The sequence below is a fragment of the Rubrivirga litoralis genome, assembly GCF_031846415.1.
GTDB lineage: Bacteria > Bacteroidota > Rhodothermia > Rhodothermales > Rubricoccaceae > Rubrivirga > Rubrivirga litoralis.
Genome location: NZ_JAVRHT010000007.1, coordinates 32,938 through 53,334, shown reverse-complemented (window position 1 = coordinate 53,334; position 20,397 = coordinate 32,938). Strand labels below are relative to the sequence as shown.

The 20,397-nt window shown below is 73.4% G+C and carries 13 protein-coding genes; all 13 read left to right on the top strand.

Translation table 11 applies throughout. From position 1 onward, the window contains the following. Positions 1 to 236: 236 nt before the first annotated feature. The 13 genes from RM540_RS04555 to RM540_RS04495 all read left to right on the top strand — a co-directional run bounded on the left by RM540_RS04555 (position 237) and on the right by RM540_RS04495 (position 20,377). A complete protein-coding gene (locus RM540_RS04555; protein ID WP_311662352.1) occupies positions 237 to 1,220 on the top strand; it encodes a LacI family DNA-binding transcriptional regulator in 984 nt (327 codons plus the stop codon). A gap of 86 nt (positions 1,221 to 1,306) precedes the next feature. Beyond that, positions 1,307 to 4,381 (top strand): SusC/RagA family TonB-linked outer membrane protein, encoded by a 3,075-nt coding sequence (locus tag RM540_RS04550; protein ID WP_311662351.1) that lies wholly within the window; start codon positions 1,307 to 1,309, stop codon positions 4,379 to 4,381. 58 nt (positions 4,382 to 4,439) lie between these two features. Further along, positions 4,440 to 6,287: a RagB/SusD family nutrient uptake outer membrane protein gene (locus RM540_RS04545; RefSeq protein WP_311662350.1), complete on the top strand. Its 1,848-nt coding sequence runs from the start codon at positions 4,440 to 4,442 to the stop codon at positions 6,285 to 6,287. 275 nt (positions 6,288 to 6,562) lie between these two features. Then, the gene (bglX, locus tag RM540_RS04540; protein ID WP_311662349.1) at positions 6,563 to 8,881 is read left to right on the top strand and encodes a beta-glucosidase BglX; all 2,319 of its coding nucleotides are present in this window, start codon (positions 6,563 to 6,565) and stop codon (positions 8,879 to 8,881) included. Between the two features lie 118 nt (positions 8,882 to 8,999). Beyond that, positions 9,000 to 10,523, top strand: a complete 1,524-nt coding sequence (locus tag RM540_RS04535; protein ID WP_311662348.1) for a sulfatase family protein — start codon at positions 9,000 to 9,002, stop codon at positions 10,521 to 10,523. After that, a complete protein-coding gene (locus RM540_RS04530) occupies positions 10,523 to 11,455 on the top strand; it encodes an endonuclease/exonuclease/phosphatase family protein (protein WP_311662347.1) in 933 nt (310 codons plus the stop codon). The genes RM540_RS04535 and RM540_RS04530 overlap by 1 nt, the downstream gene beginning before the upstream one ends. Then, a complete protein-coding gene (locus RM540_RS04525; protein WP_311662346.1) occupies positions 11,452 to 13,617 on the top strand; it encodes a glucoamylase family protein in 2,166 nt (721 codons plus the stop codon). The genes RM540_RS04530 and RM540_RS04525 overlap by 4 nt, the downstream gene beginning before the upstream one ends. 113 nt (positions 13,618 to 13,730) lie before the next feature. After that, complete coding sequence (locus RM540_RS04520; RefSeq protein WP_311662345.1) at positions 13,731 to 14,756, top strand: extracellular solute-binding protein; 1,026 nt, start codon at positions 13,731 to 13,733, stop codon at positions 14,754 to 14,756. 391 nt (positions 14,757 to 15,147) lie between these two features. Next, complete coding sequence (gene crcB, locus RM540_RS04515) at positions 15,148 to 15,516, top strand: fluoride efflux transporter CrcB (protein WP_311662344.1); 369 nt, start codon at positions 15,148 to 15,150, stop codon at positions 15,514 to 15,516. A 106-nt stretch (positions 15,517 to 15,622) separates the two neighbouring features. Continuing rightward, the gene (locus tag RM540_RS04510; RefSeq protein ID WP_311662343.1) at positions 15,623 to 17,059 is read left to right on the top strand and encodes an ABC transporter substrate-binding protein; all 1,437 of its coding nucleotides are present in this window, start codon (positions 15,623 to 15,625) and stop codon (positions 17,057 to 17,059) included. Positions 17,060 to 17,548: 489 nt separating this feature from the next. Then, the gene (locus RM540_RS04505; protein WP_311662342.1) at positions 17,549 to 18,361 is read left to right on the top strand and encodes an outer membrane protein assembly factor BamD; all 813 of its coding nucleotides are present in this window, start codon (positions 17,549 to 17,551) and stop codon (positions 18,359 to 18,361) included. 250 nt (positions 18,362 to 18,611) lie between these two features. After that, on the top strand, positions 18,612 to 19,172 hold the full coding sequence (locus RM540_RS04500; RefSeq protein WP_311662341.1) for an RNA polymerase sigma factor: 561 nt from the start codon (positions 18,612 to 18,614) through the stop codon (positions 19,170 to 19,172). An 11-nt stretch (positions 19,173 to 19,183) separates the two neighbouring features. Continuing rightward, on the top strand, positions 19,184 to 20,377 hold the full coding sequence (locus tag RM540_RS04495; RefSeq protein ID WP_311662340.1) for a FecR family protein: 1,194 nt from the start codon (positions 19,184 to 19,186) through the stop codon (positions 20,375 to 20,377). Positions 20,378 to 20,397 lie beyond the last annotated feature (20 nt).

Below are 20,397 nucleotides of genomic sequence, written 5' to 3'. Positions count from 1 at the left end.
TCGAGTCCCGACCGCCGATCCTGGCGTCGGAGAGCCGGAACGGGAGGAGTCGCCGGGCGGGGCGGGTGGAGGGGGCGGCAATTCACCAGACCACCGCCGCCTTCGCTTGACCCTGAGAGGGCAACCCCGTACACTCGCTGTAACCGATTACAGTCGGCTCCTCTACAGCGTGAGGGGCCAACGCCCTGCTTCTCAAACCCCCTGGCCACAGGCGCTCCCGGACAGTGGCCGTTACCATGCGCGAGGTAGCCCGACAGGCCGGCGTCTCCGTCGCCACCGTGTCCCGCGCGCTCAACGCGAGCGGGCCGGTCGGGGAGGAGACCCGCCGCCGGATCCTGGAGACGGCCGAGCGCCTCCGCTACGTCCCCAACCGGACGGCCCGGAACCTGAAGCGGGTTGCGACCGAGACCATCGGGGTCCTGCTCCCCGACCTCTACGGCGGCTTCTACTCCGAGGTCATCCGCGGCGCCGAGCGGGCCGCGCGGGCGGCGCGCTACCACACGCTCCTCGCGAGCGCCCACGACGGGCTGCCCGAGCTGGTCCGCGCCCTCCGCACGCTCGTCGGTCGCGTCGACGGGCTCGTTGTCATGTCGCCCGACATCGAGGCCGACGTGCTCCGCAAGAACCTCCCGCCCGGCCTGCCCGTCGTGGTTTTGGGCGGGGCGGTCGCCGGCCACGGCTCGGTCGCCATCGACAACGCGGCCGCGGCGGAGGCCGTGACGCGCCACCTCGCCGGGCTCGGGCACCGCCGGATCGCCCTCGTCTCTGGCCCCGCCCCGAACGCCGACGCCCGCGCCCGCCGTGACGGCTACCGGCGCGCGCTCGCCGAGGCGGACCTCGCGCCGGACCCCGTGCTCGAACTGGCCGGCGACTTTACCGAAGCCTCGGGCCGCGCCGCCGCCGCCTCTTTTCTGGCCCTCTCGCCCCGCCCGACGGCCCTGTTCTGCGCCAACGACGCGATGGCCGTCGGCGCCCTCCAAGCCCTCCGCGACGCCGGCCTCCGCGTGCCGGCCGACGTCGCCCTCGCGGGCTTCGACGACATCCCCCTCGCGCGCTACGTGACACCGGCCCTGACCACGGCCCACGTGCCCATCGACGAGATGGGGTCGCAGGCCATCGACGCCGTGCTCCGCGCCGTCCGCGGCGACGCGCCCGCCCCGCCCGCCGTCACCCTCCCCACCCGGCTCGTCGTGCGCGAGTCGTGCGGCGCGCGCCTCTAGTGGCCGCCCCGCCCCTCGCGCCCACTGCGGGCGCACCCTCCGCCTGAGCCCCCGGCTCCCACCCCGCCCGCCTTTCCCCGCTCCCCATGAACATGGTGACCCTGCGCCTCCGGCCGCCCGCCGCCGGACTCTCTGCCCGCCCCGTCCGGCGGCTCCTCGCGGTCCTCGCGCTCGTCCTGGGCGGGGCGGTCGCGGCCCAGGCCCAGACGGGCCAGATCGCCGGCGTGGTGACGGACTCGCTCGACGCGACGACGCTCCCGGCGGCCAGCGTCGTGGTCCTGGACGACGACGGGCAGGCGATCCCCACACTCGGCGCCAGCACCGGCGCCGTCGGCGAGTACGAGATCCGCGGCGTCCCGGCCGGTGCCTACACCGTCCGCGCCTCCTTTATCGGCTACGCCCCGCAGGAGCGGGCAGTCGTGGTCCGGGCCGGCGAGACGGCGATGGCCGACTTCGCGCTCGTCTTCGCTGATGCCTCGCTGGGCGAGCTCGTGGTCGTCGGCTACGGCGAGCAGCGCCGCCGCGACGTAACCGGCGCCGTGTCCTCGGTGTCCGGTGAGGAACTCGCCGAGCAGGCCACGCCGTCGGTCGCGCAGGCCCTCCAGGGCCGCGTCGCCGGCGTCCAGGTCACACCGTCCAGCGGCGCGCCTGGCTCGGGCGCACAGATTCGGATCCGCGGCGTGGGCACGCTCAACAACGCCAGCCCGCTCTACGTCGTCGACGGCCTGCTCCTCGACGACATCGACTTCCTCAACCCCAACGACGTCGAGTCCATCGAGGTGCTCAAGGACGCCTCTGCCACGGCCATCTACGGCTCGCGCGGCGCCAACGGCGTCATCCTTATCACGACGAAAAAAGGCGGGTTCGAGGCCGGCACGACCGTTAGCGTCGACGTCTACAACGGGGTCCAGAGCCTCCAGCGCGAGATCGCCCTCGTCAGTGGGGCGGAGTACGCCCAGCTGGCCAACGAGCTTGCGGCCAACACCGGGCTCGACCCGTTCTTTGCCGACCCCTCCGCCGTTGTGACGAGCACGGACTGGCAGGACCAGGTCTACCAGACGGCCCCCATCCGAAACCTCACCGTTTCGGCACGCGGCGGCAACGAGAACATCTCGTACTACGTCAGCGGCGACGTGATCTCGCAGGACGGGATCCTTCAGGGGTCTTCGTACCAGCGGGCGACGCTCCGCTTGAACAACGAATACCGGCTGGGCGGGGCGGCCCAGATCGGTCACAACATCAACCTCATCTACCGCGACGGCGAGCGCTCGGCTGGCGTCGTGCGGGCGGCCCTCCTCGCCGACCCCACGGTCGCGCCCATGACCGACGGCGTGTTCAACGACGCCGGCGTGCGGTCCTCGGCCGGCAACCCGGCCGCGTCCATCTTCTACAACCGGAACGACGAGGGCGGCTTCCGTCTGGCGGGCAACGTGTTCCTCGACCTCGACCTCCCGGAAGGGATTGGCTTCCGGTCCAACTTCGCCGTCGACCTCGACGACGCCGAGTACAAAAACTTCGTCCCCGTCTTCCTCGTCTCGCCGACGCAGCAGAACGAGACCAGCCGGCTCCTGGTCGAGCAGGGAAACACGGACACGTGGCTGTGGGAGAACACGCTGACGTACGACCTCCTCACGCCCGACGACCGACACCGGCTGGACGTGCTGGGTGGGTTCACGCTCCAGTCGTACTACACCGAGGAGATCCGGGGTCGGCGGCAGAACCTGATCGGCGAGGATCCCTCGTTCTGGTACCTCCGGGCGGGCGAGGAGGACGGGCAGACGGTCGAGGACGAGGCCTCGAGCTGGACGATGCAGTCCTACCTCGCCCGGGCCAACTACTCGTTCCTCGACCGCTACCTCGCCACCGTTTCGGTCCGTGTCGATGGGTCGTCGCGGTTCGGTGAGAACAACCGCTACGGCACGTTCCCGTCGATCGGACTGGGATGGAACGTGGCAGACGAGCCGTTCATGGACGGCGTCCCCTACGTCTCGGCCTTCAAGCTCCGCGGGAGCTACGGCCGGATCGGCAACGACAAGATCGACCCGTACGCCTCGCTCGCGCTCGTCGACAACAACCTCAACGCTGTGTTCGGCGGCGACCCCACGCTCAACTTTGGTCAGACGCTGACGTCGCTGGCCAACCCCGACATCCAGTGGGAGAGCGTGGTCCAGACGGACGTGGGGCTCGACGCCGCGTTCTTCGACGACCGCCTTACGGCCACGTTCGACTACTACCGCCGCGACACCGAGGACATCCTCGTCCGCGTGCCGATTCCAGACTACGTCGGATCAGCTCAGAACCCGTTCGTGAACGCGGCGTCCGTTCGCAACTCGGGGTTCGAGACCAGCCTCGGCCTCAGCGGCACGGCAGGCGACTTCCTCTACGGCGTGCGGTTTAACGGATCGACGATCCACAACGAGGTGCTCGCGCTGGGCGAGGGCAACGAGGAGATTCTCGCCGGTGGGCTTGGCAACGAGGTGACGAACACCAACCGGACGATCGTTGGCGAGCCTATCGGATCGTTCTATGGCTTCCAGGTCGAAGGCGTGTTCCAGACGCAGGAGGAGATCGACAACGCACCGACGCGCGGAGGCGAGAGGCCCGGCGACCTCCGGTTTGCCGACACGAACGGAGACGGCACGGTCACGAACGACGATAAGGTCAACCTCGGGTCGCCCATCCCGGACTACACGCTCGGGTTCGGCGTCGACCTCGGGTGGAACGGGTTCGACGTGAGCGCGGCGTTCACGGGCTCGATCGGAGCCGACGTCTACAACGCCCGGACGTCGGTCCGCTTCGGGGTCGAGAACTACGAGGAGTCGTTCCTCGACCGCTGGACCGGCCCCGGCACGAGCGACACCGAGCCGCGCATCACGAACGCGGGCCACAACTTCCTGGCGTCGAGCCGCTTTGTCGAGGACGCCTCGTTCCTCAAGCTCCAGACGCTCCAGGTGGGCTACGCCATCCCCGCCCAGTACGCGAACCGCATCCGCGTTGACCGCGCACGGATCTACGTGAGCGGGACCAACCTGTTCACGCTCACCGGCTACGACGGCTACACGCCCGAAATCGGCGGCAGCAGCGTCCTCGGCCCAGGCATCGACAACGGCGTCTACCCCATCGCGCGGACCATCACGGTCGGCCTCAACCTCTCCTTCTAGTCTGCCTGGGCGGGGCGGCGACCACCCCGCCCGCGCTCCTGACAGGACCCCCTTTGTTATGACCTTCCGATCCTTCCCCCTCGCGCGCCCAGCGACCCTCGTCGCCCTGCTGGCGACGGCCGGTCTCCAGGGCGGGTGCGACTCGTTCCTCGGGCCCGAGCCCCGCGGTGAGCTCACGACCGACAACTTTTTCGAGACCGAGGCCCACGCGGTCCAGGCCACGAACGCGACGTACAGCTACCTCCGCAACTGGAACGTCCACGTGTTCGGGTGGATCGGCATGACGGACATCGCCTCGGACCAGTCGGTGAAGGGGAGCACGCCGGCCGACGGGAGCTTCCTCCTGGACCTCGACAACCTCACGTTCGACCCGGGCAACAACGCCTTTAGCGGCACCTGGGCCGGGTACTACCGCGGCATCTTCCGCGCGAACGTGGCCCTGGAGGGGATCCCGCGCGTGCCCCAGATGGACGAGGCGCTCCGCGCGCGGCTGATCGGGGAGAACCAGTTTCTCCGGGCGTACTACTACTCGTTCCTCGTCCGCGCCTACGGCGGCGTTCCCCTCGTCACTGAGCCCCTGGAGCCGGACGAGCTGGAGCAGCCGCGCGCGTCGCGCGAGGAGACCTACGCGCTCATCGAGTCCGACCTGCGCGCGGCGATCGAGGCGCTACCGGAGGAGAGCGCGTACGGCGCCGCCGACGCCGGCCGGGCGACGAAGGGCGCTGCGAGGTCGCTGCTCGCAAAGGCTCACCTGTACCAGGAGGAGTACGAGGAGGCGTACCAGCAGGCGACGGCCGTGATCAACTCGGGCGAGTACGCGCTGTACCCGGACTACGCCGAGCTCTTCTCGTACGCGGGTGAGAACTCGTCGGAGTCTGTGTTCGAGGTGCAGACGGTGTCGACGGCCGAGAACAACGCAGGCTCGCAGTACTCCCAGGTCCAGGGCGCGCGCGGCAACCTCAACCTGGGCTGGGGCTTCAACCAGCCGTCGGACCAGCTCGAAGAGGACTTCGAGCCGGGCGACCCGCGCCGCGAGGCCACGATCCTCTACCCCTGGGAGCAGATCCCCGACGGGTCGGGCCGGGTGCCCTACCTCAACCCGCAGATCCAGAATCAGCGCTTTAACCAGAAGGCGTTCGAGTCGCCGGACCGGGCGGGCAACCAGGGCAACAGCGGCGTCAACATCCGCCGCATCCGCTACGCCGACGTGCTTCTGGTCGCCGCCGAGGCCGCCGCGCGGACGGGGCGGGACGCCGAGGCGCAGCGCTACCTCAACGAGGTGCGCGCGCGGGCGCGCGGCGAGATGACGGCAACGCTCGGGCTCCAAGTCGAGGCGCTCGCCCCCAGCATCGCCCAAGTCTTGAACCTGGGAGGCGTCGACAGCCGCGTGTTCGCCCGCCGAGTGGAGGGCGCCGCCGCCGAGGCGGGCCTCGCGCCCCTCGACGCCGGGCTCGACACGGAGGTGGAGCCGGCCCCCATCGTCGTGCGCAGCATCGACCTGGTCACGTCGGTGGACGGCGCGGCGGTTCAGAGCCTGGCCGATTACGAGGCCGCGATGGCATCCGTCACGCCCGGGCAAACCGTCTCGGTCGGCGTGGTCCGCCTCCGCCAAGCGGCCGCCGGCGCGGCGCCGACGCGGGAGGATCTCACGCTCTCCGTCACGGCCGAGGCTCTGCTCCCCGACGTCACCGCTGCCGGCGACGCCCTCGTGCAGGCCATCTGGCGCGAGCGCGGCAGCGAGCTCGCGATGGAGCAGCACCGCTGGTTCGACATCATCCGCCAGGGCCGCGCGCCCGAGCTGATGGCCGCCGCCGGCAAGACGTTCATCGTCGGCAAGCACGAGCTGTACCCGATCCCGCAGTCGGAGGTCGAGAGCTTCGGGCTCCAGCAGAACCCGGGCTACTAGACGCCGCCCCGCCCGCTCTCGACCGGCCACCCCGCCCCGCCCGCGTGTGGGGGCGGGGTGGTTCGGGTGGCACCCGCCCCGCCCGTAGCGCCGCCCGCGTGGGCGGCCACCCCGCGCTCCTCCTTTCGCCGCCCCGCGCGTGGGCGGGGCGGTCTGGGGCACCCGCCCCGCCCGAGACGTCGCCCTGCCCACGTGGGCGACCCGTCAGCGGGCGACCGCCGGCCGCCCCTACGGCCACCCCGCCCCGCCCTCTTTTCAGGCTTCCCATTCTGACTGTGCGTTCTGCCCTCCTTACCGCCCTCCTCCTCGTCGCCACGGCCGCTCAGGCGCAGCGGCCGCCCATGTTCGAGCGGGGCGGCTACGACGACGCCGCCGAGGCCGCGTTCGTCGACAGCCTGCTCGCGCAGATGACGGTCGAGGAAAAGCTCGGCCAGCTCACGCAGTACACGGGCCAGTGGGCCGTGACCGGACCGGCCGTGACGCAGGGCGGGGAGGAGGACATCCGGGCGGGGCGCGTGGGCTCGTTCCTCAACGTGTACGGGGCCGAGTACACGCGCCGCGCGCAAGAGGTGGCGGTCGAGGAGAGCCGGCTGGGCATCCCGCTGATCTTCGGGTACGACGTGGTCCACGGGTTCCGGACGATCTTCCCGGTCCCGCTCGCTGAGACGGCGTCGTGGAACCTGGGCGCCATCGAGCACGCGGCGCGCGTGGCGGCGCGCGAGGCGGCGGCGGTCGGGCTCCACTGGACATTCGCGCCGATGGTCGACGTGGCCCGCGACGCGCGGTGGGGGCGCATCGTCGAGGGCGCCGGCGAGGACCCGTTCCTGGGCAGCCGCGTGGCCGAGGCCCGCGTCGTCGGGTTCCAGGGCCGGTCCCTCACCGGGCTCGCCGCCGACACGACGGTCGTGGCGACGGCCAAGCACCTGGCGGGCTACGGGTTCGCCGAGGGCGGCCGCGACTACAACACGGCGGACGTGTCGGAGCGGACGCTCCGCGAGACGATCCTCCCGCCGTTCCGCGCGTCCGTCGACGCCGGCGTGCAGACGCTGATGTCGGCGTTCAACGAGATCGGCGGCGTCCCAGCGACGGCCGACGAGGACCTCTTTACAGACGTGCTCCGGGACGACTGGGGCTTCGACGGGTTCGTCGTCGCCGACTACACGGCGGTCCGCGAGCTGATCAACCACGGGATCGCCGCGAACGACGCCGAGGCCGGTGTCCAGGCGCTCCGCGCCGGCGTCGACATGAGCATGGTCGACGGGATCTACGTCGAGGACCTCCCCGCCCTCGTCGAGAGCGGGGCGCTGTCGATGGACGTGGTCGACGAGGCCGTGCGCCGCGTGCTCCGCGTCAAGCGGCGGGCGGGGCTCTTCGAGGACCCGTACCGCTACGGGAGCGAGGCGCTCGAAGCGTCGGTGCTCCTCGCGCCCGAGCACCGGGCGGCGGCGCGCGATCTCGCGCGGCAGTCGGTCGTGCTCCTCAAAAACGAGCCGGGGCGGGGCGGGTCAGCCGCCCTCCCGCTCCAGCGTGGCCTGGGCTCGGTCGCCGTGATCGGCGCGCTCGCCGCCGACTCCATCTCGGCGCTGGGCTCGTGGGCCGGGGCGGGGCGGCGCGAGGACGCGACGCCCATCCTCCCCGCCCTCCGCGACGCCATGCCGGGCACGGACGTCCGCTACGCGCCGGGCTACCCCGCCCCGCCCCGCGACGGGTTCCTGCCCATCGTCGACGCGCTCCTCAGCGACGACACTGCGGGACACGCCGAGGCCGTGGCGCTCGCGGGCGGGGCGGACGCCGTGGTCCTGGTCCTGGGCGAGCACCGCGAGCTGACGGGCGAGGCCGCGAGCCGCGCGTCGGTCGACCTGCCGGGCGCGCAGCTCGATCTGGCGCGGCGCGTGATCGCGGCGGCCGGCGATAAGCCCGTCGTCGTCGTCCTCACGAACGGCCGGCCGCTCGCGCTCGGCGCCCTCGACGCGGTCGCCCCGACGATCCTGGAGGCGTGGCACCTGGGGACCGAGATGGGGCCGGCCGTCGCCGACGTGCTCCTGGGCGACCACAGCCCCGGCGGCAAGCTGCCCGTCTCGTTCCCCTACGTGACCGGCCAGGAGCCGCTCTACTACAACCGCAAGCGGACCGGCCGCCCCGCCGACGTGCCGGGCGCGAGCGAGAAGTACGTCTCGCGCTACCTCGACGTGCCCGTCGAGCCGCTCTACCCGTTCGGGCACGGCCTCAGCTACACGACCTTCGAGACCACCCCGCCCGTCCTCAGCGCGGACCGCCTCGCGATGGGCGGGGCGGTCGACGTGACGGTCGAGGTCACGAACACGGGTGACCGGGCCGGCGCCGAAGTCGTCCAGCTCTACGTCCGCGACGAGGTGGCGAGCGTGACGCGGCCGCTCCGCGAGCTGAAGGGGTTCGAGCGCGTCGAGTTGGCGCCGGGCCAGACGCAGCGGGTCGCGTTCACGCTCACGCCGGACGACCTCCAGTTCTGGGGCGAGGGCGGGGCGTGGACCGTCGAGCCCGGGTGGTTCACGGTCTACGTCGGCGGCTCGTCGGCCGCGACCGAGTCGGCCCGCTTCGAGCTGGTCGCCGAGTAGGCCGCCCCGCCCACGCCCGCCACGAGTTCTGTTGTGACCACCCCGCCCGCGTCGGTCCACCACCCCTAGCCCCTCCTGTCCAGGAGGGGGACTTTGCACAAGACGTCCCGCTCGATCCATGCGCTTCCGCCCCGCCCTCGCGCTTTTCGTCGCCCTCGTCCTGTCGCTCGTCGCGGGCGGGGCGGTGCGCGCGCAGAGCGCTCCGCGCAACGTGGTCATCATCCTGTCCGACGACCACCGCTACGACTTTATGGGGTTCATGCCCCAGGCCCCGGACTTTCTGCGGACCCCGAACATGGACCGCATGGCGGCCGGCGGCGCGCACGTCGCCAACGCGTTCGTCACGACCTCGCTGTGCTCGCCGAGCCGGGCGTCGATCCTGACGGGCCAGTACGCCCACAACCACGGCGTCGTCGACAACACGAGCCCGATCCCCGAGGGCACGCGGTTTTTCCCCCAGGACCTCCAGGCCGCCGGCTACCAGACGGCGCTCATCGGCAAGTGGCACATGGGGGAAGACGACGACCAGCCCCGGCCCGGGTTCGACCGCTGGGTCTCGTTCCGCGGGCAGGGCGTCTACGTCGACCCCGTCCTCAACGTCGATGGCGAGCGCGTCGAGCGCGAGGGGTACACGACGGACCTCCTCACGGACTACGCCCTCGACTTCCTGAAGGAGCAGAGCGGCGACCGCCCGTTCTTCCTGGAGCTCTCCCACAAGGCCGTCCACGCCGAGTTCATCCCGGCCCCGCGCCACGCCGGCGCCTACGCCGCCGACGCGATCCCGTACGCGCCGTCGATGTGGCTGACCGAGGCGAACTACGCCGGCAAGCCGCGGTGGGTGCGCGAGCAGCGCGGCTCGTGGCACGGCGTCGACTTCGCGTACCACGGCGACCTCGGCCCGGGCATGACCGGGTTCGACAATTTCTACCGCCGCTACGCCGAGACGGTCCTGGCCGTCGACCAGTCGGTCGGCCGCGTCCTCGACTACCTCGAGGAGAGCGGGCTGGCCGAGAACACGCTGGTCCTCTACCTCGGCGACAACGGGTTCCTGCTCGGTGAGCACGGGCTGATCGACAAGCGGAACGCCTACGAGGAGTCGATCCGGATCCCCTTCCTGGCGTGGTCGCCTGGGTTCGTGCCAGCCGGGAGCCGCGTCGACGGCCTCGTCCGCAACCTGGACATCGCCCCGACGCTCCTGGAGATGACGCGCACGACCTCGCCCATCGACATGGACGGGACGTCGTTCCTCGGCCTGCTCGCGAACGCCGAGAGCGGGGCGGCCACCCCGCCCGACGCCGCCCCGCTCCCGACTGACCCGCTCCAGGCGGCGGGCGACCCGGGCCGCGAGTTCCTCTACGAGTACTACTGGGAGTACGCGTTCCCCCACACGCCGACCACGTTCGCGCTCCGCGGCGACCGCTACAAGTACATCACCTACCACGGCGTCTGGGACACGTCCGAGTTGTACGACCTCCAGGCCGACCCGCGCGAGCAGGTCAACCTCATCAACGTCCCGACGCTGAAGCCCATCGCCGACGCCATGCGTCGGCGCCTGTTCGACCGCCTCGAGGCCGACGACGCGATGCGCGTGCCGATGCGGCGCGGGAACTGGCAGGCCGCCGAGCGCCTGCTCTACGACTGATGCCCGCCGCCCCGCCCCAACAGTCGCCGCGCCGGTGGGGGAGAGGGCGGGGCGGTCCGCGCGCCCTGGACGGCGCCACCACCCCGCCCCGCTCCACCCGTTCTCTGCGCCTGTGGGCGGGGTGGACGCTCGCGGCCCTGTGCCTGCTGGCGACGCTCGCCCCGCTCCGCGCCGAGGCCCAGGCGCCGGACACGCTCGTCGTCGTCACCCTCAACATCTGGCACGACCAGGGCGACTGGCCGGCGCGGCTGGACCTGATCGAGCGCGACCTGCGGGCGCTCCGGCCGGACGTGGTCTTTCTCCAGGAGGTCCTGCAAAAGGAGGGGCTCCCCAACCAGGCCCGGACGATTGCCGACCGGCTGGGCTTCGCCCACGTCCACTTTGTCTCGGTCGACTCGGCCGGCGCGCCGAAGCGGTACGGCAACGCCATCCTCTCGGCCCACCCGTTCGCCGAGACCGCCGAGCGCCGGCTCCCCCCGCTCGACGCCTTCCGCACGGCCGCCTACGCCCAGATCGAGGTCGGCGGGCGGCCCGTCCGCCTCTACACGACGCACCTCCACCACCCGGCCACGCCTGAGGGGCGGGGCGTGCGCGCGATGGAGATCGCCCACCTCCTCGACTTCGTCGCGTCGACCGGCGGCGACGCCCCGCTCGTGCTCGGGGGCGACTTCAACGCCGAGCCGTCGTGGCCCGAGATGCGGATGCTCGGCGGGCTCCGCGACCTGGGCGGGGCGGGCATCACCTGGGGGCCGCCGTACGCCGGCGCCGCCGGCCGCCGCATCGACTACCTGTTCGACGCCGCCGACGCGCGGCTCGTCCCCGTCGCCGCCGGCGTCGCCCTCGACCGCCCCGCCCGCGACGGTGACGGGGCGGGGGCGGGGCGGTACCCGAGCGACCACTTCGCCGTCTTCGCCCGCTTCCTCCTCCCGTGAGCCACCCCGCCCGCCCGTTCGCCCTCCTGCTCGCCGTTCTGGCCGCCGCCGCGTGCGCGCCGCCGGCGGCCGTGGCCCCCGAGTCTGCCCCGCCCGCCGTGGGCGGGGTGGAGGTCGCGCTCACGGCCGACGACGAGGTGTTTCTCGACACGCTCCAGGCCCGCACGTTCCGCTGGTTCTGGGAGTCGACGGACCCCGAGACCGGGCTCGTCCCGGACCGCGCGCCGACGCGGGCGTTTTCGAGCATCGCGGCCATCGGCTACGGGCTCCCGGCCTACGGGATCGGCGCCGAGCGCGGCTACGTCACGCGCGGCGAGGCCGCCGAGCGGACGCTGAACACGCTCCGGTTCCTCTACACGCGGCCCCAGGGGACGGAGCAGGTGGGGACGGCCGGGCACCGCGGCTACTTCTACCACTTCCTCGAATACGACGGCGGCACGCGGTTCGGCAACACCGAGCTCTCGACCATCGACACGGCGCTCCTCATGGGCGGCGTCCTGTTCTCGCGCGAGTACTTCGACGGGGGCGGGGCGGACGAGGTGGCGATCCGGGCCTACGCCGACTCGCTCTACCAGCGCGTCGACTGGCCGTGGCACCGGCGCGCGGGCGAGACGCGGCTGACGATGGGGTGGTACCCCGAGGTCGGCTACGGCCCGGCCGTCTGGCAGGGCTACAACGAGGGCATGATCCTCTACCTCCTCGGGCTGGGCTCGCCCACGCACGCCCTCGACGAAGACGTCTGGCCCGCGTGGACCTCGACCTACGAGTGGGAGGACTTCTACGGCTACGAGCACGTCAACTTTACGCCGCTCTTCGGCCACCAGTACAGCCACCTTTTCGTCGACTTCCGGGACATCCAGGACGAGTGGATGCGCGGCAAGTCGGCCGAGCTGGGCGAGCCGTACGACTACTTCGAGAACAGCCGCCGCGGCACGCTCTCGCAGCGGGCCTACGCCCAGGACAACCCGCAGTCGTGGACCGGCTACGGCGGCGACGTCTGGGGGCTCACGGCCAGCGACGGGCCGTCGAACGAGGCCCACGAGTTCCGCGGCGAGCGCCGCCAGTTCCACACCTACTGGGCGCGCGGCGCGAGCGCCGACCACGTCAACGACGACGGGACGATCGCGCCGACGGCCGCGGGCGGGTCGCTCCCGTTCGCGCCCCGCGAGACGCTCGCGGCGCTGAAGGAGATGGCCCGGCGCTACCCGGGCACGCTCTGGACCGACGACTACGGGTTCCGCGACGCGTTCAACCCGTCGTTCACCTTCCGCGACGCCCGCATCAAGCAGAACTCCGAGGTGACGGACGAGGGCTGGTTCGACCACGACTACTTGGGCATCGACCAGGGGCCGATCCTGATCATGGCCGAGAACCTCCGCACCGGGCTCGTCTGGGAGACCATGAAGCGGAGCCCGTACCTCGTGCGCGGGCTGGAGCGGGCCGGGTTCCGGGGCGGCTGGCTCGACGGCGCCCGCCCCGCGCAGGCCGCCCCGCTCGACCTGCCGCCGGCCGCCGACGCGGGCGGGGCGGCGGAGGACGCCCTGCTCGTCGTGGTCCTGGGCTCGTCGACGGCCGAGGGCACGGGACCGGAGCACGCGGACAGCACCTGGGTCAACCGGCTCCGCGTGTACCTGGACGACGTGGACCCGCGGTTCGAGATCCTCAACCTCGCGCGCGGCGGCTACACGACGTACCACGTGCTCCCCGAAGGCTCGACGGTCCCGGCCGATCTCAACGGTGCGCCCGACCCGCTCCGCAACATCGACGCCGCCCTCGCCCGCGACCCCGACGCCGTCATCATCGGGCTGACGTCGAACGACGCGGCGCGCGGCTACGGCGAGGCGACGCAGGAGGCGAACTTCGAGGCCGTCGCCGCGCGGGCCGCCGCCGCCGGCGTCCCGCTCTACGTCACGACCACGGCCCCGCGCAACCTCGACGCCGCCGGGCGCCGGAGCCAGGCCGCCGTCCGCGACTGGATCCTCCAGCGCTTCGGCGACCGCGCCGTCGACGTGTGGACGGGCGTCGCGCTCCCGGACGGCCGCCTCGACCCGCGCTGGGACGCCGGCGACGGCATCCACCAGAACGACGCGGGCCACCGGCTGATCTTCGAGCGCGTGCGCGACGCGGGCCTCGCCGAGGAGGTCCTGAGCGGGGCGGAGTAGGGGCGGGGCGGTCCCTCCTGAGGAACGCGGGGCGGGCGGGGCGGTCTGCTGCACCGCCCCGCCCTCGGAGCCTGCCCGCTCTGGTCGGCCTCCCCTCTCGCTCCACCCCGCCCATGCGCCCCGTCCTCTTCTGCCTCGCCGCCGTTCTCGGCCTCGCCGCGTGCGGCGACGACCGTACGCCGCTCCTCGTCTACTCGCCCCACGGCAAGGAAATGCTCCGGGCCTACGAGGAGGCGTTCGAGGCCGAGCGCCCGGACGTCGACGTGCAGTGGATCGACCTGGGCAGCCAGGAGGCGTACGACCGGGTCCGCGTGGAGCAACAGAACCCGCAGGCCAGCGTGTGGTGGGGGGCGCCGCAGACGCTGTTCGCGCAGGCGGCCGACGAGGGCCTCCTCCAGCCGTTCGAGCCGTCGTGGGCCGCGGCGGTCCCCGCCGACGCGAAGGACGCGGGGGGCCGGTGGTACGGGACGTACCTCACGCCCGAGGGCGTCCTCTACAACACGGCCGCCGTCGACTCGGCCGCCGTGCCGGCGACCTGGGACGACCTGCTCGACCCGCAGTGGCGCGACCGGCTCCTCATCCGCTCCCCGCTCGCGTCGGGCACCATGCGAACGATCTGGGCGGCCATGATTCTCCGCCAGCCGACCGTCGAGGACGGCTACCGCTGGCTGGCGCGGCTCGACCAGAACACGAAGGGCTACGCCGCCGACCCGACGCAGCTCTACCTCCGCATCGCCCGCGGCGAGGCCGACCTCACGCTCTGGAACCTCCCCGACACCTACCTCCAGGCCCAGAGCTACCCGTTCGCGTTCTCGGCCCCGGCGCCCGCCGTGCCCGTCCTGGTCGACGGCGTCGCGATCCCCAAGGGCGCCCCGCAGCCCGACCTCGCCCGCGAGTTCGTCGAGTTCGTGACGACGCCGGACGCCCTCGTCCGCCAGGCGCAGGAGTTCGGCCGCATCCCCGCTCGCACCGACATCGCTCAGGACCGCCTCCCCGCCTGGATGGCCGCCCAGATCTACACGCCGATGGACCTCGACTGGGAGCGGATCGCGGCGGAGGGGGCGGGGTGGATGCAGGTCTGGGACGAGCGCATCAAGGGCCGCGGCGCGGAGTACCTCGCAGAAACGGGCGGGGCGTGAGGGACGGGAAAAGGGAAAAGGGAAAAGGGAAAAGGGAAAAGGGAAAAGGGAAAAGGGAAAAGGGAAAAGGGAAAAGGGAAAAGGCGTGCGCGGGCGGGGTGGTGCCCGCTTTTGTTCCGCCCCGCCCCGTGTAGGCACGGGCGGGGCGGTGATTAAGCGAGGCCGCCGTTAACCGGAGGCGACGGCAGTCCCCCTCCTGGACACCGCGCAGCGTCGGCGCAGCCAAGAGGGGCTAGGGGTGGTTGTGACGAGGGCGGGGCGGTCAGAGAAAGGCACCGCCCCGCCCGACGCCGCCCCGCCCAGCCCACGTTGCGGGCGGGGTGGCGGATCTTCTGCCCGCTGCCCGCCGCGGCTGTACGTTCCCCCGACGCCGCTCCGCCCCCGCCTCTCCATGCGCTTGCTGTTCGTTGCCCTGGGCGGGGCGGTCGGCGCCGTCGCGCGCTACGGCGTCGGGGTGGCCGCCGTGCGGCTGGCCGGGGCCGGGGTGCCGGCGGGGACGTGGGCCGTCAACGCGCTCGGGTGCCTCGCGATCGGGCTCGCCGTCCCGCTGGTGACCGACGACCGCGCCCGGCTCGCGCTCGTGGTCGGCGTGCTGGGGTCGTTCACGACGTTCTCGACCTACAGCGCCGACACGGTCCTGCTGTGGGAGGCCGGGCGGCGCGGCCTCGCCGTAGCCAACGCGGCGGGGAGCGTGGTCGTCGGCGTCGGCTTCGTGGCGCTCGGGCTGGCGCTGGGGCGCGCGTGGGGCGGGGCGGGGTAGGGCGGCGGCCGCCCCGCCCGCGCATCACCGCCGTGTTCACCGGGGCGCCTTGCGCTGCCGGGGTCGGAGGGCCAACTTGCCGGTCCCCCGGTTGCTCCCCCGCCCCATGCCCACTGCGCCGCCCGCCCGGCTCCGCCCCGCCCTCGCCGTCCTCGTTGCCCTGATGGCGCTCGCCGGCCGCCCCGCGGCCCAGCCGGCCGTGCCCGACCGCGTGCCGGCGTCGGACGCCGCCTTCGAGGAGGGTCTGGCGGCGTACCAGGCCGGCGACTACGCGGCGGCCGAGCGCCTGTTCACGCGCGCGGCGACCGAATACGGCTACACCGAGCGCACGACGGCGGCGACGCTTATGGCCGCCAAGGCGGCCTACGCCGCCGGCGACCCCGAGCGCGCCGCCTCGGCGGCCACGCGGCTCGTGTCCCGCTACCCCGCCAGCCGGTACGCCGCCGACGCCCGCGCGCTCCTCCCGCGCGTCGCGGAGTCCGCGCAGGGCCAGGTGTTCGACCTGGGCATCGTGCTCCCCGTGGGCGGCGAGCGGGGGTACCTCGGGCAGGCCCTGTTCAACGGGGTCCGCATCGCGGTCGACGAGCACAACGCGCGCGTCGCCGGGGGCGGGGCGGGGCGCCGCGTGCGGATGGTGTTCCGCGACTCCGAGGGGACGGGTCCGGGCGCGGCCGAGGCCGTCGCCGCCGTCGTCGCCGCGGGCGCCGACGCCGTCGTGGGGCCGCTGTTCAGCGACGAGGCCGAGCCGGCCGGGGCCGCTGCCGAGGCCGCCGACGTGACGCTCCTCGCCCCGCTCGCGACCGACCAGGCCGTCAGCCAGGGCCGGCAGTTCGTGTTCCAGGCCAACCCGACGTTCCCGGCCCGGGGCCGCGCGATGGCCCGCTACGCCGTCGGGCGGCTCGGGCTGGGCCGTCTGGGCACGGCGTCGCGGTCGGGCGCGCTGAGCGCCGACATGGCCGGCGCGTTCGCGACTGAGGTTCGCCGTCTCGGGGCGTCGGTCGCGTTCGAGGAGGGGCTCGAGAATGCCAGCGCGTGGGAGGACCTCGACCGCGAGATCGGCGAGGCCGCGCTCCGCTCGGTCCAGGCCATCTACCTCCCCGTCACCGGCGGCGACGCGCCGCGCTACGCCTCCGACGCCCTCCGCGCGCTCGACGCGCTGGGCTCGCTCGGGCGGACGCCCCGCCCGCTCGGGAACACGGAGTGGGAGGGGCTCGCGCCGAGCGCGGCCGACCGGGCCACGCGGCTCGGGGCCGTCTTTACGCAGGACTTTTTCGTCGCCCCGGGCGCGACCGACGCGTTCGGCGCCCGCTACCGGGCGCTTGCGGGCATCCCCGTCGACCGCCTCGCGCTCATCGGCTACGACCTCACGCGGTTCCTCCTCGCTCAGGTCGGCGGGGGCGGGGAAGGCTCGCTCGCCGACCGCGTCCGCGCGGCGCCCCGGTTCGACGGCGTGGCCCACCGCTTCGCGTTCGACGGCGGCCAGGTGAACGAGGCGCTCTTCATCCTGGGCTACCGCGACGGCCGCTCCGTGCTGCTGGAGTAGGAGGGAAAAGGGAAAAGGCATGCGCGGGCGGGGTGGTGCCCGTTTTTGTTCCGCCCCGCCCCGTGTAGGCACGGGCGGGGTGGTGAAAGCTGAGGCCAACGTCAACTGGAGGCGGCGGCAGTCCCCCTCCTGGCCACCGCGCAGCGTCGGCGCAGCCAAGAGGGGCTAGGGGTGGTGGACGACGTGGGCGGGGCGGCCTGGAAAGGCACCGCCCCGCCCGTTACGCCCGCCCACGGTCGACCGCCGGTCGCCCCTACGGCCGCCGCCCCGCCGGACACCGCGGCCCGACGGCGTTGCATGCAACGCCGCTACGGCGGTCGCCCCGCCCGTATCGTGGGCGGGGTGGGGCACCTCCGCTGCCCGCTGCCCGCCTCCGTCTTCGCCCCTTCTCGTCGGCCGGGCGGGGCGGGGCGGGGTACCCTGGGAGGCCCCTTGCAATAAGCCAAAACGGGCCTCGTTCGTCCCCGCATCGCGCTCCGCCCCCCGCCCATGCCCGTTCGTCTTGGACTCCTCGCCCTCGTCGCGGCCCTCGTCGCCGGGTGTGGCGGCGGCCCCCGGACCTTCGCCTCGGCCCAGGAGGCGTACGAGCAGGGCGTCGAGGCGTTCAAGGCCGAGAAGTACGGGCGCGCCATCGAGTCCTTCCGCGCCACGCTCGACTTTGGGCGGACGAGCGACATCGCGGACGACGCGCAGATCCTGCTTGCCCGGTCCTACGCCGGCGACGGCCAGTACCTCCTGGCCGGCACAGAGTTTACGCGGTTTATCGAGTTCTACCGCGCCGACCCGCGCGTCGAGGAGGCCGCGTTCGAGCGCATCCAAGCCTACGCCGCGCTCAGCCCGCGCTTCGAGCTCGACCAGACCGACACGCGGCAGGCGCTGACCTACATCGCCCTCTTCCTCCAGCAGTACCCCACGGGCGAGTACGCCGTGGCGGCGTCGGAGCTGGCCGACGAGCTCCGCGAGAAGCTGGCCCGGAAGCAGTTCGAGTCCGGCCGGCTCTACGAGCGCCGCGAGCTCTACGGGGCCGCTGTGATCGCCTACCTCACCGTGCTCGACGAGTACCCGACGAGCGTCTACGCCGACGACGCCCTCCTCAGCGCGCTCCGGGCGCAGGTCGCGTTCGCCGAGGGCAGCGTCCCGGCCCGCCAGGAGGAGCGCTACCGCGAGGCGACGGATATCTACGACCAACTGACGACGCTTTTCCCCCAAAGCGAGACGCTAGGCGAGGCGCAGGCGTTCTACGACCGGGCCTACCAGGGCTGGCGGGCGGCCGGCGGCGAGCCGATCAGCACGCGGCAGTAGAGCGGGCCGCCCCGCCCGCGGGGTGGAAAACGGTGGCCGCCCCGTTCGGCCTCGACCTGCGAGGGCGGGGTGGTCGGCGTGAGCGGGACTCGGTAGGGGCGGAGGCGCGCGGCCCTCGTGCAAGGCGTGGCCGTGGGCGGGGTGGCTTGCGCCCGCCCCGCCCCGTCGGCACCTTCCGGGACTGCCCCGCCTTTGCGCGGCGCCGTGTGACCCGGCGCGCCTGGGCGGCGGCTCGCGTGGTGCCCCTCCTATGAACCCTCTCGACCCCCAGACGGTAGCCCGCGCCCAGGCGGGCGACGGCGCCGCCCGCGACGGGCTGCTGGCCGCCGTCACGCCCGTGCTCCGCTCGTTCTTCTGGGGGCGCATCGGGCGCGGCCCCGACGCAGACGACCTCGTCCAGAACGCGCTCGTCCGCGTCCACCGCGGGCTCGAGAGCCTCCAGCGTCCCGACCGCTTCAAGGCGTTCGCCATGAAGGCCGCCCTCTTCGAGCTCCAGGACTTCTACCGCGGGCGGTACTCGTCGCGCGAGGCCCTGTTCGACCCCGACCTCCCCACGCCCGGCCGGAGCGAGCCCGACGACGTCGCCCTCCACATCGACCTCGAACGGGCGCTCGCCGACCTCAGCGAGCACGCCCGGGCCATTCTCGAAATGCGCGAGCTGGGGTACCCCTACGTCGAGATCGCCGAGGCGCTCGACACGACCGAGGCGGCCGTCAAGATGCAGGTGAAGCGAGCCTTCGAGAAGCTCCGCACCGCGCTCGCCGGCGCCGCCGTCGTCCTCGCCGTCCTCCTGGGCGCCGCCGCCCTTTAGACTCCGCGACCATGTCCACGCCCCTCGACCGCCTCGCCCTCTACGACTCGCTCCCGCCCGAGGAGCGGGCCGCCGTCGCGGCCGCGCTCGCCGACCGCCCCGCCCTCGCCGAGGCGTTCGCGCGGTGGCGCTCGCTGCGTGCCGAGGTCCGCGCCGACCTGTCGCGGGACCTCCCCGACCGCGCGCTCCTCGTCCTCTACGCGCTCGCCGACGACGACCTCCTGAGCGACGCCGAGCGCGCGCACCTCGACGCCTCGCGGGCCGACCTCGACGCCGCGCTCGCGGAGCACCCCGGCCTCGCCGCCGCCGTCCGCCGCATCCGGGCGGACCGGGCCGCGTTCGAGCGGGCCTGGGCCGAGGCCGCCGCCCCGCCCGCCGCTCCTCCGCCGTCCGCCCCGCCCCGCCCGACTCGCACGGCCGCCCCGCCCCGCGCGCTCGACCGGCCGCCGGCGCCCGACCGCCGGGGCGGGGCGGGGCGGTGGGTCTGGCGGACGGCGGCGCTCGTGGCCGTCGCCGCCTTCGTCGCCCTCCTCACGAGCGTGGCCCTGCGCGACGCCGGCTGGGAGACCGTCACGGCGTCGGAGGCGCAGACGCTCGCGTTCGCCGACGGCTCGACGGTCGAGTTGGCGCCCGGCGCCCGGATCATGGTCCCCGAGGGCGGGGCGGACGACGCCCGCGCGGCGCGGCTCCTCGGCGGCCAGGCCCTGTTCCGCGTCGTCCGCGACGCGTCGGACCCGTTCGAGGTGACGACGCCGAACGCCGAGGTGACGGTCTTGGGCACGACGTTCTCGGTCCGCGCGACGGACGTCCGCACCGAGGTCGTGCTCGCGAGCGGGGCAGTCGCGCTCGCGCCGCGCGCGAAGCCGGAGGCCGCCGTGCGCCTGGCGCCGGGCGAGCGGGCCGAGGTTCTCGCCCTCGACGCGCCCTCGGCGCCCGAGCGGGCCGACCTCGGCGCGGCGCTCGCGTGGGTCGGGGAGGGCGTCCGCTACTCGCCGGCCGGGCACGTGGCCGAGCAGATCGGGTGGAGGCACGGCGTGCCCGTGACCATCGACGCCGCGCTCGCGGCCGAGCCGGTCAACGGCGGGCTCAGCGGCGACGACCTCCGCGGCGCCGTCGGCCACCTGGCGCAGGCGCTCCGGGCGGCGGTCGACGCCGACGTGCACGTCGAGGCCCGGGGCGACGGCTTCCACATCGCGGCGGAGTAGGCCCCGGACGTTGGGCGCGG

Coding starts and splice junctions, on each gene's coding strand:
- RM540_RS04555 (WP_311662352.1), top strand. CDS start 237: ATGCGCGAGGTAGCCCGACAGGCCGGCGTCTCCGTCGCCACCGTGTCC.
- RM540_RS04550 (WP_311662351.1), top strand. CDS start 1,307: ATGAACATGGTGACCCTGCGCCTCCGGCCGCCCGCCGCCGGACTCTCT.
- RM540_RS04545 (WP_311662350.1), top strand. CDS start 4,440: ATGACCTTCCGATCCTTCCCCCTCGCGCGCCCAGCGACCCTCGTCGCC.
- RM540_RS04535 (WP_311662348.1), top strand. CDS start 9,000: ATGCGCTTCCGCCCCGCCCTCGCGCTTTTCGTCGCCCTCGTCCTGTCG.
- RM540_RS04530 (WP_311662347.1), top strand. CDS start 10,523: ATGCCCGCCGCCCCGCCCCAACAGTCGCCGCGCCGGTGGGGGAGAGGG.
- RM540_RS04520 (WP_311662345.1), top strand. CDS start 13,731: ATGCGCCCCGTCCTCTTCTGCCTCGCCGCCGTTCTCGGCCTCGCCGCG.
- crcB (WP_311662344.1), top strand. CDS start 15,148: ATGCGCTTGCTGTTCGTTGCCCTGGGCGGGGCGGTCGGCGCCGTCGCG.
- RM540_RS04510 (WP_311662343.1), top strand. CDS start 15,623: ATGCCCACTGCGCCGCCCGCCCGGCTCCGCCCCGCCCTCGCCGTCCTC.
- RM540_RS04505 (WP_311662342.1), top strand. CDS start 17,549: ATGCCCGTTCGTCTTGGACTCCTCGCCCTCGTCGCGGCCCTCGTCGCC.
- RM540_RS04500 (WP_311662341.1), top strand. CDS start 18,612: ATGAACCCTCTCGACCCCCAGACGGTAGCCCGCGCCCAGGCGGGCGAC.
- RM540_RS04495 (WP_311662340.1), top strand. CDS start 19,184: ATGTCCACGCCCCTCGACCGCCTCGCCCTCTACGACTCGCTCCCGCCC.